The 15302-nt window shown below is 64.5% G+C and carries 13 protein-coding genes; 4 read left to right on the forward strand and 9 right to left on the reverse strand.

The window, feature by feature from the left end:
- Positions 1–94 precede the first annotated feature (94 nt).
- The 4 genes from SOM47_RS08740 to SOM47_RS08755 form a co-directional block, all read right to left on the reverse strand.
- Positions 95–655 (reverse strand): queuosine precursor transporter, encoded by a 561-nt coding sequence (locus SOM47_RS08740; RefSeq protein ID WP_042615107.1) that lies wholly within the window; start codon positions 653–655, stop codon positions 95–97.
- Positions 656–739: 84 nt separating this feature from the next.
- Positions 740–1243 carry a hypothetical protein gene (locus SOM47_RS08745; protein WP_320505353.1) on the reverse strand — a complete coding sequence of 168 codons (504 nt, stop codon included), beginning with the start codon at positions 1241–1243 and terminating at the stop codon, positions 740–742.
- A gap of 22 nt (positions 1244–1265) precedes the next feature.
- Entirely contained in the window at positions 1266–2105 is an 840-nt protein-coding gene (locus tag SOM47_RS08750) for a DUF2145 domain-containing protein (RefSeq protein WP_320505354.1), read from the reverse strand.
- 118 nt (positions 2106–2223) lie between these two features.
- Positions 2224–3183: a mitochondrial fission ELM1 family protein gene (locus SOM47_RS08755; protein WP_320505471.1), complete on the reverse strand. Its 960-nt coding sequence runs from the start codon at positions 3181–3183 to the stop codon at positions 2224–2226.
- 128 nt (positions 3184–3311) lie between these two features.
- Between SOM47_RS08755 and SOM47_RS08760 the strand changes: the two genes are divergently transcribed.
- Both SOM47_RS08760 and SOM47_RS08765 read left to right on the forward strand, forming a co-directional pair.
- Positions 3312–3902, forward strand: a complete 591-nt coding sequence (locus SOM47_RS08760; protein ID WP_192084238.1) for a malonic semialdehyde reductase — start codon at positions 3312–3314, stop codon at positions 3900–3902.
- Positions 3903–3994: 92 nt separating this feature from the next.
- Positions 3995–4705 (forward strand): YceI family protein, encoded by a 711-nt coding sequence (locus SOM47_RS08765; protein WP_192084239.1) that lies wholly within the window; start codon positions 3995–3997, stop codon positions 4703–4705.
- 197 nt (positions 4706–4902) lie between these two features.
- On the opposite strand, the gene SOM47_RS08770 is transcribed toward SOM47_RS08765, so the two are convergent.
- The 5 genes from SOM47_RS08770 to SOM47_RS08790 form a co-directional block, all read right to left on the reverse strand.
- On the reverse strand, positions 4903–5310 hold the full coding sequence (locus tag SOM47_RS08770; RefSeq protein WP_192084240.1) for a hypothetical protein: 408 nt from the start codon (positions 5308–5310) through the stop codon (positions 4903–4905).
- Between the two features lie 87 nt (positions 5311–5397).
- Positions 5398–6198 carry a siderophore-interacting protein gene (locus SOM47_RS08775; protein WP_192084241.1) on the reverse strand — a complete coding sequence of 267 codons (801 nt, stop codon included), beginning with the start codon at positions 6196–6198 and terminating at the stop codon, positions 5398–5400.
- A 54-nt stretch (positions 6199–6252) separates the two neighbouring features.
- Positions 6253–6780 (reverse strand): PadR family transcriptional regulator, encoded by a 528-nt coding sequence (locus SOM47_RS08780; RefSeq protein WP_192084242.1) that lies wholly within the window; start codon positions 6778–6780, stop codon positions 6253–6255.
- A gap of 112 nt (positions 6781–6892) precedes the next feature.
- A complete protein-coding gene (locus SOM47_RS08785; protein ID WP_042612722.1) occupies positions 6893–7273 on the reverse strand; it encodes an STAS domain-containing protein in 381 nt (126 codons plus the stop codon).
- A gap of 6 nt (positions 7274–7279) precedes the next feature.
- The gene (locus tag SOM47_RS08790) at positions 7280–9649 is read right to left on the reverse strand and encodes a SpoIIE family protein phosphatase (RefSeq protein WP_320505355.1); all 2370 of its coding nucleotides are present in this window, start codon (positions 9647–9649) and stop codon (positions 7280–7282) included.
- A gap of 249 nt (positions 9650–9898) precedes the next feature.
- Here SOM47_RS08790 and aceE point away from each other — a divergent pair, with 249 nt between their 5' ends.
- Positions 9899–12586, forward strand: a complete 2688-nt coding sequence (gene aceE / locus SOM47_RS08795) for a pyruvate dehydrogenase (acetyl-transferring), homodimeric type (RefSeq protein ID WP_182657260.1) — start codon at positions 9899–9901, stop codon at positions 12584–12586.
- 126 nt (positions 12587–12712) lie between these two features.
- Positions 12713–14950 (forward strand): diguanylate cyclase, encoded by a 2238-nt coding sequence (locus tag SOM47_RS08800; protein WP_320505356.1) that lies wholly within the window; start codon positions 12713–12715, stop codon positions 14948–14950.
- The last annotated feature ends 352 nt before the right edge of the window (positions 14951–15302 follow it).

A 15302-nucleotide genomic window follows, 5' to 3' on the forward strand; every position in this document is an offset into this window, starting at 1 on the left:
CACTACGGCGCCCGGCGCTGGTGGGTGACGACCGTTGGTCGTCACGCTGTTGCGTTGCCGCTGCGCTCGCCGAGCACGGCTCGGCGCTACCGGGTTACCTCGCGCCGTGCACCGGCGCCATCTTCCACAACAACGCGCGGAACGGGGCCAGCAGGCACACGCCGATCGCCAGCTTCACCGCCAGGTCGCCCAGCGCCCAGCTCATCCACGGCAGCGCCGAACCGGCAAACGCGATGCTCCAGAAGATCGCGGTATCCACCGTGGCACTGCAGGTGGTGGCCACCATCGGCGCGCGCCACCAGCTGCCCCGACGCAGCCGGTCGAACACGGTGATGTCCAGCAACTGCGCCACGATGAACGCCGAACAGGACGCCACCGCGATGCGCGGCGTGGCCACCCAGAACGACAGCACCACCGCCAGCGCGAAGCCGGCCCACGCCACCCGGCGGGCCGGGCCCGGGCCGAAGCGGCGGTTGATCAGGTTGCTCACCAGGAACGCGACCGGATAGCTGAAGGCGCCCCAGGTCAGCCAGTCGTTGATCGGGTACTGCACCAGCACGTTCGAACCCAGCACCACCGCGCCCATCGCCAGCACCGCCAGCAGCAGTGCGCGCAGGGTCATCGGGGCAAACACAGGGGCAGGACGCACAGGCATGGCGAGCCACGGATTCAAAGGAAGACGCGCATTATCGGCCCCGGCAGGGCACGCGGCCAACCGGGAGCGTTCAGCCGGCAGCCATTACCAGGTGGTGCTGGCGCTGTCCGCCGCGGCGTAGGCGGTAGGCACGTAGGCCAGCTGGCGGCCGGCGGCATCGTGCACGTTCCAGCCGGCGCCGGCCGGGGTCGGCACGAAGGCCACCGTCTGCCCGACCACGAAGCCCGCACCGGGATCATCCGCGCGCGCCGGCCATTCCAGGGTGGCGGTCTGGTCGTCCTTGCCCGGCACCTGCAGTTGCACGGTGCGGCCGCCTTCGGTGGTGGTGGTGACCGCTTTGACTTCCATTTCCGGCAGCGGCTTGGCCGGCACCCGCTTGGCCGCCTTGTGCCGGGCGCTGGCCTTGAACGGCGCGGCGGACAGTTCGGCCAGGCCCACCGACGCGGCGAATGGCACCGATACGGTGAACACGATGGAGATCAGCATCGTGGTTTCGCTGCTGTTGAGGTCGCCGGCGCGTGCCGGCGGGGCCAGCAGCGACGAAGCGAGGATCAGGGCAAGGGCCGGCGTGGCAAAGGAACGGGACATGCGTGTCTCCTGCGGAATGGGGTCAGGGCGTAGCGGCCGTGGCACCGGCCACGGGAACATGCGGAATGGAAAGTTCCTGCGGCAGCTGTTGGCGTGCGCGCAGGAAGTCGAACACCGATTCCACGGTCACCACCGAATAGTTGCCGGACACGCGCTCGGCCAGTGGATGGTCGGTGGTCGTGGCATTGGCCACCGCCACGCGCGCGCCTACGCGTTTGCCCAGGCTGATATGCAGCACGCTGGGCAGGTAGCCGTTGGCGCGCAGCCACTCCTGCACCCGGGCGCGATCCTGCAGCGGCGCGGCGCCATCAGCGCTGGCCATCGCGGCGGCCAGCACTTCCAGCACCCAGCCGTTGGAGTTCTGGAAATCGGTGCGGTACGGGTAGGCGACCACGTTGTAGCGTGGTTCGTGCAAGGCGTGCGCAGCGGTGGCCGGCAACTGCAGCATCGCCTTCAGGCGGGCCGCCAGGGCGGGCTCGAGCAGGCCGATGCGCAGGTCGGTATGGCCGCCGGTTTCACCGATGAAGTTGGCCAGGCCTTCGTAATACAGAAGCGAGCGGTCGGTCTTGCAGCGGTTGAGCAGGTGCACGGCGCGCCAGCGTCCGTCGTGCTCGCGCAGCAGGAAGGCCAGGTGGCTGTGGCGCAGGCCATAACGGCTGAGGTCCTGTCCGCCGCGCGCGGCGATCACCACGTCCACGTCGGGCAGGGTGTCCAGGCGCTCGGCGGTGGTCCAGGCCACGTCGAACATCGCCGCTTCGGCGGCGGGGGTGGGATAGCGTTCGCGGCAGGTGCCGCTGTCGGCCCGGGTGGTGGCCGGAGCGAGCAGCAGAAGCAGGGCGAGCGATAAGAAAGGACGGTCCATGTCGAGGGCATCATAGACCGAACCCGGTAGCGCCGAGCCATGCTGGGTGGGTGCAGTGCTAACAGCCGTCATCCTCGTTGCCGCTGCGCTCGCCGAGCATGGCTCGGCGCTACCAACGTCACAGGCCCAGGCGCTGCTTCACTTCGGCGGCTACGCGCGTGGTTTCGCGCAGCGGTTCGAGGGGCCCATGGTCCCAGTCCAGCCAGCGCGGCTGCAGCCGGCCGCGTTCGTGCAGCGCCTGCTGGAAGTGCTGCATGCGGCCCTGCGCGGTGGCCGCCAGCGCCACCATCACCGGCGCGCGCGTGGCGCTGGCTTCGGACAGCAGGTTCACCGAATCCGGTGATACCACCACCCGGTCGGCCCAGCCCAGCAGCCCGGCATACGGATTCACCCCGTCGCCGCCATCGCCCCAGATCACGTTCGGGATGTCGGCGAAGGTGTCGCGCAGCGCATCGGACAGTACCGGCGGCGTGCGCCGCGAGGTGGTCGCCAGCAGGCTGCCGCCCTCTGCACGGATCTGCGCGGCGAGCTGCGCGAACACCCCGCGCATGTCCTGTTCGTCCCAGGCCGCATGGGCGGTGGGCCCGCCCACCAGCAGCGCGGTGCGCGGGCCGGGCAGGCTGCGGAAATCGGCAAAGGCGGCCCGCCCCAGCGATAGCCAGTCATCGTCCACCGGGTTCAGGCTGCCGAGCAGGGTCAGCACGTTGCCGCCACGCAGGCGGTCATGTTCGGGCACGATCACCAGGTCCCAGTGGCGCGCGCTGATGCGCGGATCCAGGATCTGCACCACCCGGCTTCCCCGCGCACGCAGCACCCTCAATGCCCCGGCGGCCTGTCGGCCACAGCCTATCGCCAGCGCAGGCGGCCGATCAGCGAGAGTCGCGAATGCCTCGCCGTACCCGTGCTGGACGTCGCCGGGCAGGCGCCGCGGCGACAGCCAGCGCCAAGGCGCCTGCGGCACCAGCATCAGCGGTTGGTGGGTGCCCAGACGCAGCGCGCCGGCCAGCGCCACGGCCTGCCGGACGTTGCCGGCGCGGCCATCGGTAATCGTCGAGGGCGCACTCGATCGTTTCACGATTGGCATTAATTCGTTTCAGCCCTGCTGGGTGTTGCAACAGACGCGACACTCTACACTGCCCCGCATGGACCCGGCTGCAGGCCTGTTGGCAGGCAGCACCGGGCTGACGCTCTTTACCTGGAGGATGCATGTCGCACGAACTCGACGCTGCCGCGCTTGACCAGTTGTTCCGCACTGCCCGCACCGCGAATGACTTCCACGACAAGCCGGTGGACGAATCCACGCTGCGCGCGCTGTACGACCTGGTGAAGTTCGGCCCGACCTCGGCCAATTCCAGCCCGGCCCGCTTCGTGTTCGTCACCTCGAAGGAAGGCAAGGCCAAGCTGGCCCCGGCGCTGTCCGAAGGCAACCTGGCCAAGACGATGGCCGCCCCGGTCACGGTGATCATCGCCCACGACCTGGACTTCCACGAAAAGCTGCCCTACCTGTTCCCGCACACCGATGCCAAGAGCTGGTTCGACGGCCCGCAGGAAAACCGCCAGAAGCCGGCCTTCCTCAACGGCAGCCTGCAGGGTGCGTACCTGATCCTGGCCGCGCGCGCGCTGGGCCTGGACGCCGGCCCGATGACCGGTTTCGATCCGGCCAAGGTGGACGAAGCGTTCTTCGCCGGCACCGCGCTGCGCAGCAATTTCCTGGTCAACCTGGGCTACGGCGACACCGCCGGCCTGTTCCCGCGTTCGCCGCGCCTGTCCTTCGACGAAGCCGCTCGCATCGTCTGAACCGTGTTTATGTTTGAATCGGCCGGTCCCGTGGACGGGTCGATGTTTGCAGTCCATTCCCTTAGCGAAACAATCGAGAGAGAGTCCTGAACATGACCAAGACCACCAAGCTGCTGCTGCCGCTGGCCCTGACCCTGGCGATCGCCGCCTGCTCCAAGCCGGCCGACGAAGCCACCCCGGCCGCCGATGCCGCCGCGACCCCGGCCGCGACCGAGCAGACCACCACCCCGGCCGCTGATGCCGCCGCTGCTGCGCCGGCTGCCGACGCGATCCAGATCGCTTCGGGCACCTACAAGCTGGACCCGTCGCACACCGACGTGCTGGCGCAGTGGAGCCACTTCGGCTTCTCCAACCCGACCGCGCACTTCGGCAGCGCCGAAGGCACCCTGGTGTATGACGCGACCGACGTGACCAAGTCCACCGTGGAAGTGAAGCTGCCGCTGACCGGCCTGAACAGCTTCACCGCCAAGTTCGACGAGCACCTGAAGAGCGCCGACTTCTTCGATGCCGCCAAGTTCCCGGCGGCCTCGTTCAAGAGCACCAAGGTGGAATCGGCCGGCACCAACAAGCTGACCGTTACCGGCGACCTGACCATCAAGGACCAGACCAAGCCGGTCACCCTGGACGTCACCATCAATGGCGGCGGCGAGCACCCGATGGCCAAGGTGCCGGCGGCGGGCTTCGATGCCACCACCACCATCAAGCGCAGCGATTTCGGCGTCGGCGCGTACGCCCCGAACGTCAGCGACGAAGTGAAGATCCGCATCACCACCGAAGCTACCGGCGAAAAGCCGGCTGCCTGATCCAAGGTGCATTGAATGAAAAAACCCGCCGGTGACGGCGGGTTTTTTTTTGCCTCATTGGTGCTTGGGTAGCGCCGAGCCATGCTCGGCGGAATCCCGCATCGCGCGATGCGCCGGCAGAGCGCCGCTTCGCTCGCCGAGCATGGCTCGGCGCTACCGTGTGACGATCTGCGACCCGTTAACGCAGCGGCGGCCAATCAACCCAACTGCGTCTGCATCCAGCGGTCGGCCACGGCGATCGGGGTCAGCCGCGGGGTGATCTTCAACGACAGCGCCCGCACGAAATCCTGCGCGGCGCGGCCATACGCCTGGCGCGCGATCAACGCCGCCTGTTTGGCACTGGCCTGCTGCTTGCGCAGCTGCACCAGGTGGATGGAAGGACGGCCCGGCGGAGCGAATTTCTGGTCGCGGCGCAGCATGTCGGCGACCAGGCCGACATCGGCATCGGCCTTCAGCGCCAGCTGGCGGGTTTCCAGCAGGTCGCGCAGCGTGGGGCGTAGGGCGCCGGCCTCGCCATGGGGGGCGAGCACGGTGTCGAAGGCGGAAGGGTCGGTCTGCAGGCGCGAAAGCGCCGCAGCGACGGTGGCAGCAAAGAGGTCGGTCATGCGGCCATTATCGCGTCAATTCGGTAGTGACGGCCGCTGGCCGTCAAAAGGCGGATTGACGGCCAGCGGCCGTCACTACCGGACCGTTCAATCCCCGTCAGTCTCGTCCGCGTGCGCTTTCCAGTACCCGGTGGACCGGATCCAATCGCGCGGCACCGCATGGTGGCCTTCGAAGAACTTGCGCATCATCCGCGCGCGGCGTGATTCGGTGGCGATCCAATAGAACACATCGCCCTCCGGCGCCTCGAAGTCCACCAGCGCATCTTCCAGCAGCGAACTGCTTGCGGCCGGGAAACCATTGCGCTCCAGCCACTGGATGCGCACGTTGTCGCCCTGCGGCAGGTCCTGGCGTTCGGCCTCGTCGGCCACTTCGATCAGCACCTGCACTTCGGCTTCCTCCGGCAGGATATCCAGCCAGCGGGCAATCGCCGGCAGCGCGGTTTCATCGCCGATCAGCACATAGCCATCGTAATCATCGGCCACCTGGAACGAACCACGCGGACCGCCGACCGCCAGCGTGTCGCCTGGCTGCGCGCGTGCGGCCCATGGCCCGGCCACGCCGTGGTCGCCGTGCAGTACGAAGTCGATCGCCAGCTCGCCGGCTTCGTGGTCCCAGCCGCGCGGGGTGTAATCGCGCGCCACCGAAGGTTCCTTGCCCTCCGGGTAGCGCGGGCCTTCGGGGGTCATTGTCGGCAGCACCATCTCGCCGCTGCGGTTGGGGAAGAACAGCTTGATGTGGTCATCCGGGCCGGGTGAATCGAAGCCGGCCAGGTCGGCGCCACCCAGCACCACGCGGCGCATGTTCGGGGTGACTTCTTCGATGCGCAGCACGGTCAGTTCGCGGAAGCGGACATCCAGGCGCAGGCGCTTGTTTTCATGGGAAGACATAGGGGATTCCTGAAGAGGGAGGGGACGCGACAGGCGCGGGGCGACCGGGCTGGCTCAGGCGGGCGGGGTCGCAGGTTCGGGGGATTCGGCCGGCGCGGGCGGCTGGCCGTTCAACAGCGCGGCCGCCTGCAGCAGCAGGGCGGACACCTGGGTGGTTTCGCCTTCCTGCCAGCGTCCGTGGTGGCGCACCAGCGCGCTCTTGAACTGGCGCAGGGCATCGCGCAGGTCCGGCGGCATGTCGGCCTTGGCGATCTCGCGGGCACGGTGCCAGGCGCGGTGCTGGGCGGCTTTCACTTCATCGCGTCGGGCCAGCAGTTCGGCGCGACCGCTGTCGGTGATGCGGAAGCGGCGGCGCCCGGCGTCGTCTTCGGCGAGCACCCAGCCGGCCTGTTCGAAGCTGGCCAGCAAGGGATACATGGTGCCGGCGCTGGGCGTGTAGGCGCGCACGAACAGCTCGCTGACGTGCTGGATGAGTTCGTAGCCGTGGCGCGGCTGGTCGCCGAGCAGCGCCAGCACCAGCAGGCGCAGGTCACCGCGGCTGAGCAGGCGGGTGGTGGCGGGGGTGGGGCGCGGCGGGGTCATTTCGATATATCGGTATCGGGTGGCGAAACGATATATCGATAGGGGGTTGGGTGCAAGGGGTTGGGCTGTGACGACCAACGGTCGTCACCCACCAGGGGTGGGTGTAGCGGCTTCAGAGTTCGCCGTTGGCTACTTTCTGCTGGATGACGGACAGGTAGTTGTCCAGTTCTTCCTGGGAGGCGAAGACTTCTTCTACCGGGACTGCTTTGACCAGTTCGAACACCTTGCGCACGCCCGGGCGGGGTTGCATCACCAGCACGCGGCCGGCGTGCGGGTGCAGGGCCTTGCGGGCGCGGAAGATGGAGCGCAGCCCGGCGCTGGATATGTACTCCAGCCCGGCCAGGTTGAGTTCCAGGATGTGGGTGCCATCGTGCAGCAGCGGCGCCAGTGCGGCGTCCAGTTCGGCATGGGTGCTGCCATCGAGCCAGCCGGACACGAACACACGCTGGTACGGGCTGTCACCGGGGTCGATTCGCAGGGTCAGGCGGGACATGGGCAACTACTCCGTACGCGCTGCAGGCGGCAGCAGCAGAAGATGGACGTGATTGCTGCCATCGCGACGGCAATACTCGATGTGGTCGCTCAGCGAGCGCACCAGGTGCAGGCCCCAACCCCCGATGGCGCGGCGTTCCATCGCCTCGTCCAGGTCTGGTACGGGCGCAACGGTGGGGTCGAATGCCTGCCCGTCATCGCACACGTCCAGTGCGAGGCCATCCTCATCCAGGGTCGCGAGGACGTCGAGAGTCACATCCGACACAACGCGCTGATACGCCATGGCATTGGTGCCCAGCTCTTCCACGATCAGCCGCGCCACGCCGATGCGCGTGCTGTCCAGGTGCATCCCGTGCAATCCCGCCACCAGCCGCTGCAGCAGGTAGGCCAGCCCATCGGGGGTAGCCGCCGCGCGCAGCCGCAGCGGTGGCACCAGCGCCTGCCGCCCCACGCTGACCAGCGCAAGGTCGTCCGGGTTGCCGGCGCCTTCGCAGAACGCGTGCAGGGCATCCACCACGCGAGCGCAGACGCGGCGGTCGTCGGGCTCGGCCGCCAGCACCTCGCGCAGCCGGTCCAGCCCGAACCAGCGCTGGCGCGGGCACTGCGCCTCGCTGATGCCATCGGTATAGGCCAGCAGGTAGTCGCCCGGTGCCAGCAGCCCGCGCGCGCACGGGTAGCCGGCATCGGCACTGATGCCCAGCGCCGGGCCACTGTGCATCGCCTGCACGCGCACGCGGCCATCGGCCTGGCGCAGCAGCGGCGATTCATGCCCGGCGCTGGCCAGTTCGAAGCGGCCACTGGCTACATCCACCACCCCGCACAACACGGTGGCGAACATGCACGCCTGGTTGCGCTCGGCGATATGGCGCCCGGCTTCGGCCAGGATCGTCGGCGGATGGCGATGGCGCAGCATCGAAGCTTCCAGCACGGTCAGCACGCGGGTCATGAACAACGCCGCCGGCACGCCGTTGCCGGACACATCGCCGATGACGAAGCACAGCGTGGTGCGGTCCAGTTGGGCGATGTGCTGGAAATCCCCGCCGACCTCGCGCGCGGGCACCAGCAGCGCCGCACTGCGCAGCTGGAAGCCATCGGCCTGCATCCGCGGCGGTGGTGCCAGCATGCCCTGCTGGATGCCATGGGCGATGCGCATTTCGCTTTCCGTGCGTTCGCGCGCGCTGGCCATCCGCGCGATGGTGTCCATCTGCTGCAGGATGGAACGGCGCGCGCTTTCGAATGAACGGGTCATCTCGCCGACCTCGTCATCGTGGCGCGGTACCGGCAGCGGTTCGTGGAACTGGCCGGCACTGAAACGGCGCGCGGCGGCGGTGAGCGCTTCCATCGGCTGCAGCAGCCGCAGCGCATGGCGGCGCACCAACAGCAGCCACACCACCACGCCCAGCAAGCCCAGCCCGATTGCCCAATGCGCCACGCGGCGCAGGTCCGCCAGCAGCAACGCGCGGTCCGCCGACAGCACCACCTGCCAGCCGGGCTGCTGCAACGGGGCGACCCGGCTGAGGAAGCGGGTGCCATCGCTGCCACGGTGTTCCAGCCCGCGTTCCGGGTGGAGCAGGGGGCGGCGCAGGTCGAACAGCGGCGCCAGGTCCGGACGCAGCTGCAGGTACTGCTGCAAGGACATGCCCGGCTCGATTTCCGGCACCGAACTGAGCACCACGCGGTGGTCCGGGCCGAGCAGGGTGGCGCGCAGGCCGACGCTGCGCGGCAGTTCACCCAGGTCCTGCTGCAGCCGCGCCAGTGGCACGTCCACGCTGACCAGCCCGGCCGGCAGCAGCTCGCCGGCCAGCCGCAGCGGATTGCTGTAGGTGATGAACAGACGCCCTTCGGCCTGCGGGTTGGTGTACGGCGCCGACCACCACGGGCCACTGGCGCGCAGCGCATCGCGGTACCAACCGCGCTGGTGCGTCTCAAAGCCCAGCTGGCCGCTGCAGGACCGGTGCACGCTGCCATCGTGCAGCATGTCATTGCACGCGTAGCCATCGGGCAGGCCGGCCACGCGGTCCGGTTCGATGATCACCGTGGCCCCGTCCACGTTGGGGTCGGCCACCACCGCCGCGCGCAGCAGGCCATCCAGCTGGATGGCGTCGAAGGCCTGGCGGCCCAGCGGGGACAGCAGCATATCGCCGGTGATTTCCGCCGAACGCAGCGAATTGCCCAGGCTGCGGGCGGTCTGGTCGGCCAGCGAGCGCAGCTGTTCGGTTGCCTGCTGGTGCACCAGCGTTCGCGCACCCAGATAGAACAGTGTCACCAGCAGCAGCAACAATGCGGCCTGCACAAGGCTTGACCACAGCATCAGCCGCGTGCGCAGGCTGCGGCCAGCGGGTCGGGTGGGGGCAGGCGGCGTAGGGCGACCAACCATGGCGTGATCCTTGGTTTTCCGTCCCGGATCAATGGCATGGCCGGGGCCGGCCGGGCAAGGAACAGGTTCCGCCGCGCGCGTAACACCTTGGAAACATTGGCCGGGACAACTTCGGACAGTCCGCAGGGACACAGGCCATTTACGACCATACGCAGGCGTAGCCAAGTGATGGAAGCCACTGGTGCGCTACACTTTGCGGTCTAGAAATCAATAACAGTCGCGCGCGTGCGTGCGGTAATGGGAGCGCTAATGAACTGGTTGAACGAGCTGCTGAACAACGACCCGAACCCGGTGGAAAGCCAGGAGTGGATCGAGTCGTTGAAGGCCGTGATTGATGTCGAGGGCCCCGAGCGCGCGCATCAACTGTTGGAAGGCATGGTGGAGCTGACCCGTCGTTCGGGTGCGTACCTGCCGTTCTCTCCCACCACCGAATACGTGAACACCATCGCGCCGAACCTGGAGGCCAAGAGCCCGGGCGACGCCGACCTGGAATGGCGCATCCGTTCGATCATCCGCTGGAACGCGATGGCCACCGTGGTGCGCGCCAACCGCAAGCCGGGCGACCTGGGCGGCCACATCGCCAGCTTCGCCTCGGGCGCCACGCTGTATGACGTGGGCTTCAACCACTTCTGGCGCGCGCCGAGTGACAACCATCCCGGCGACCTGCTGTTCATCCAGGGCCACAGCGCCCCGGGCATCTATGCGCGTTCCTACCTGGAAGGCCGCATCGACGAAGCGCAGCTGGACAAGTTCCGCATGGAAGTCGACGGCGGTGGCCTTTCCAGCTACCCGCACCCGTGGCTGATGCCGGATTACTGGCAGACCCCGACCGTTTCCATGGGTCTGGGCCCGCTGGCTGCGATCTACCAGGCGCAGTTCCTGCGTTACCTGGAAAACCGTGGCCTGATCGAAAAGTCCGACCGCAAAGTGTGGTGCTTCATCGGCGATGGCGAGAGCGACGAGCCGGAAACCCTGGGCGCTATCGCGCTGGCCGGCCGCGAAGGCCTGGACAACCTGATCTTCGTGGTGAACTGCAACCTGCAGCGCCTTGATGGCCCGGTGCGCGGCAACGGCAAGATCATCCAGGAACTGGAAGGCGTGTTCCGTGGCGGCGGCTGGAACGTGATCAAGCTGCTGTGGGGCGGTTACTGGGATGCCCTGCTGGCCAAGGACACCGATGGCGTCCTGAAGAAGCTGATGATGGAAACCGTCGACGGCGAATACCAGAACTGCAAGGCCTTCGGCGGCGCGTATACCCGCGAGCATTTCTTCGGCAAGTACCCGGAAACCGCTGCGATGGTTTCGGGCCTTTCCGACGACGACATCTGGCGCCTGAACCGTGGTGGCCATGACCCGCACAAGGTGTTCGCCGCCTACCACCAGGCCGTGAACACCAAGGGCATGCCGACGGTGATCCTGGCCAAGACGGTCAAGGGCTACGGCATGGGCAGCGCCGGCGAGGCACTGAACCCGACCCACCAGACCAAGAAGCTGGACGACGAAGCGGTGCGCCACTTCCGCGACCGTTTCAACATTCCGGTGACCGACGAGCAGCTGAAGGACGGCCAGGTGCCGTTCTACCACCCCGGCCCGGATTCGCCGGAAGTGAAGTACCTGCAGGAACGTCGCGCCGCGCTGGGCGGCTACCTGCCGCAGCGTCGCCGCAAGGCCAGCAAGAGCTTCAACGCACCGAAGCTGGAAACCTACGAGCGCCTGCTGAAGAGCAGCGGCGAACGTTCGTACTCCACCACGATGGCCTTCGTGCAGAGCCTGAACATCACCCTGCGTGACAAGGAACTGGGCCCGCACATCGTGCCGATCGTGGCCGACGAAGCGCGTACCTTCGGTATGGAAGGCCTGTTCCGCCAGATCGGCATCTACGCTCCGTTCGGCCAGAAGTACAAGCCGGTGGATGCGGACCAGCTGATGTTCTACCGCGAAGACCAGAGCGGCCAGGTGCTGCAGCAGGGCATCAGCGAGCCGGGTGCGATTGCATCGTGGATGGCCGCCGGTACCAGCTATTCGGTTTCCAACGTGCCGATGCTGCCGTTCTACATCTATTACTCGATGTTCGGCTTCCAGCGCGTGGGCGACATCGCCTGGCAGGCTGCCGACATGCGTACCCGCGGCTTCCTGCTGGGTGGCACCGCCGGCCGCACCACGCTGAACGGTGAAGGCCTGCAGCACGAGGATGGCCACAGCCATCTGGCCGCCGGTGGCATCCCGAACGTGCGCAGCTATGACCCGACCTTCGGCTTCGAAGTGACGGTGATCCTGCAGCACGGCACCAAGGCGATGATGGAAGACCAGGTGGATGAGTACTACTACATCACCCTGATGAACGAAAACTACACCCACCCGGAAATGCCGGAAGGTGCGGCCGAAGGCATCGTCAAGGGCATGTACCTGCTGACCGACGCCGGCAAGCCGAAGAAGAACGAGCTGCGCGTGCAGCTGCTGGGTTCGGGCACGATCCTGCGCGAAGCGATTGCCGCGGCCGAGCTGCTGGACAAGGACTTCGGCGTGACCGCCGATATCTGGAGCTGCCCGAGCTTCAACGAACTGCGTCGCGATGGTTTCGATGCCGAGCGTTACAACCGCATGCATCCGGAAGGCGAACAGCGCAAGGCGTACGTGACCGAGCTGCTGGAAGGCCGCCAGGGCCCGGTGATTGCAGCGACCGACTATGTGCGGGCGTATGCGGACCAGATCCGTGCGTTCATCCCGGGGCACTACACCGTGCTGGGCACGGATGGGTTTGGTCGTTCTGATACGCGGGCCAACCTGCGTCGGTTCTTCGAAGTTGACCGGTACTACATCGCGCATGCTGCGATTGCGGCGCTGGCCAAGGAAGGGAAGATGACGGGCAAGGATGTGGCCCGGGCGATCAAGCAGTACAAGATTGATGTGGAGAAGTCGAACCCTGTTGGGGTTTGATTTTAAAATGGCCAGCTACTAGCTGGCCATTTTTTTGTAAAAGGTTTATCACGCCGGAACTCGAATAGATCTACATATAATTTTAAAAACATGCACCAATAATTACAGGTCAGAGGCGTTGCGATAATGAAGGCTGAATGGATTCACGAACTGATGTCGGACCTCAGGGCGCTCAAGCTTCAGAACGTGTCTTGTATATACCCGCATGCGAAGCTAGGTGATAGTTGGAGTATCGATCCGGTGTCGTCAATGACTGCCGCTATCCTTGACGGGGCATTGTCTTTACCCGGAATTACCAAGCTGGGTAAGACTCGACTTTTCCCGCTGCGGGATGTAGGCGTTGTCGTGGAAGTTCAGTTCTTTAAAGCCGTCAGAAATGTCACTGCTGAGCAAGTGGCCGTAGACATCGCGAGGCAGCACGAAAACTCTCAGCATCGATTCGATGCCTTACATGACTCCCTGACAGGCTGCCGAAACAGGAAGTCTTTTGAAAAAGACTTGGCGCGAGCAATTCACGATGTTGCCGCCGCCAAAATGCCCGAAGAGTCATTGGGTGAACGTTCCGGCGCCGCGCTAACATTGGCTACCGTTGACATCGATCACTTTAAGAGAATTAACGATGGTAGAGGTCACGATTACGGCGATATTGTATTAAGAGCATTTGCCTGGCACTTAGATGAGGCGTGCCGCCGTGCAGCAGTGAAGTATGGAAACTGTGCTTTCTCGCTTTATCGGCTTGGAGGTGAGGAATTCAATATCTTGGTTGTAGGGGCATTGGCTGAAAATGAAGTGCTCGCCTGGTTAGACGAGATTCGTACTGCGATACAAAACTCACCAATCCCGTCTAATGCGCAGGTGGAAACCTTTGCGAGAGATGCTGGTGTGGGGATTCCTGTTCCTGCAGAGAGAGATCGAAAACTCACAGCATCAATAGGTGTGGCTAGGCTCGCAGGGTCTATTTCCACGGATCTTTCGAGCATGGCGGGTGAAGTGAAAATAAAGGCCGACAAAGCGCTATACGCTGCGAAAAACGCTGGGCGTAATCGGTCAATTTATTTTCCGGAGATCATGAAGAGGTTTGGAAGATTAATCGAAGACGACGCCGCGGCGGCAGTGGTTGTGATTGATATAGGTTCCGATGTGGGAGTGGAGCCTGGTCGGGAGTTTTTTGTCATCCCAACGCGCTACTCTGGAGATGAGGAATACGCGGTGGATGACGGTCGATCACGCAAGGTTTTGGGAAAGATACCGCGCATGCAGATTGCCAAATTGGTGGCGTTCGCTGTGGAGGCAGAGGTTTCTTTCTGTTATGTGACTGAACGGCGGGAGGGGGTAAACTTGGTCCCCGGGAGTCTGTTGGAGTCAATTCCTCTAGGACTATTTGGGGGATTGCCTGCTCCACATAGGGCCGGGCTAAATGACGATGGCGTCGGATCGAAAGCAACCGTTATTTCTGAGTTCAAATCACTTAATGCGCCCGGTTCGACGCTGGTCACACTCCGACTTGAAGGGCTGCGAACCGTAGAGAAAGAACAGGGGCAGGTGCGGGGGAACGAGATACTAGCTCAGATCAGTTCAGTTATGAGCGTGCAGCAGCACGGTGTTGTGAAGGCGCAGCATGCAGAGCTTGGATGTTTCTCCACTGTGCTTAATATTGAAGAGGATTCGCTTGATGCTTATCTGTCCGAGCTGGCGATCTCTGCAAGAAATGTCTGCGGGAACCTCGTTAAGTTCAAAATAGGTGCTTTTGAGCGGAGTTTGATAAAGTCAGGCGAAGGGCTGATTTCAATTCTTAGTGAAGAGTACGCATACGACTATTCCCTAATAGCGGCAGCTTCAGCGCCGGTGAACGGTGTGGCGCGGTTTGATTTGAGCGCGCCGGGTCGCGTGCTTAGTCGTCTTAATAGCGAAGATCTTTCGGACGAAGTCGTAGCGGACTACTTGAAGTTTCGAAGAATTGGCTTGAACGATGCTAGCATTCAAAATTCCTATGGAATTGCGCTGTTCAAGAAGCGAATGTTCGCGGAATCGGTTGCGCCCTTCAAGGTGGCTTATGAGCTAGAAGATGGGAGCATATTTAGGAGCAACTGTGGGCTGGCGCAATTCCACTCCGGACGGTACGGTGAGGCCTATGATAATTTTCGAACTGCTGACGAAGGTATCAAGGGGCGTGGATTGAATGACAATTTGAGAGGAGTTTATGCAGTGAGTGCGTTCTATTCTCATCGATCAGCGGGGGTGCCGGGTGCAGATACAGTTACCGAACTGTTTGAGATTGCGGCCCTTCAGGCTGAGCTGAGTTTCGTGCAGGCGGATAGGCTTAAGGATGAGCGTGATGAGTGGGACGAATACAACGCGCGATAGTGATCGCGCCATTCCGATGTTAGTAGGGCTCTCGATTTCATAATATTCGCAGGCGACGACAGTCGAACTGCGCAGTCACTTCCGACCCTTTAATCCGCATGGTGCCGTTTAGGGAAACCCTTTGCGGTAGCTCCCCAATATTCAGCAGCGTCAGAAAGTGGGGAGGCGGGCGAGGCTAGCTTTTCAATCTGGGCGATGCCGCGGGGGCGGGGATCAGGCAATCCTGCGGTAGATGCTGGGCACAATCCACAGGGATCCCCCGGGGTCTCTTGGACACTCGGCAGCCAGTGGGCTGGGGGATCCGCTGCACAGTGTTCTAGTTCATACTCACGAGAGCGGCCGCCGATGTGTG

This window comes from Stenotrophomonas sp. CFBP8980, from assembly GCF_034046095.1.
GTDB classification, from domain to species: domain Bacteria; phylum Pseudomonadota; class Gammaproteobacteria; order Xanthomonadales; family Xanthomonadaceae; genus Stenotrophomonas; species Stenotrophomonas lacuserhaii.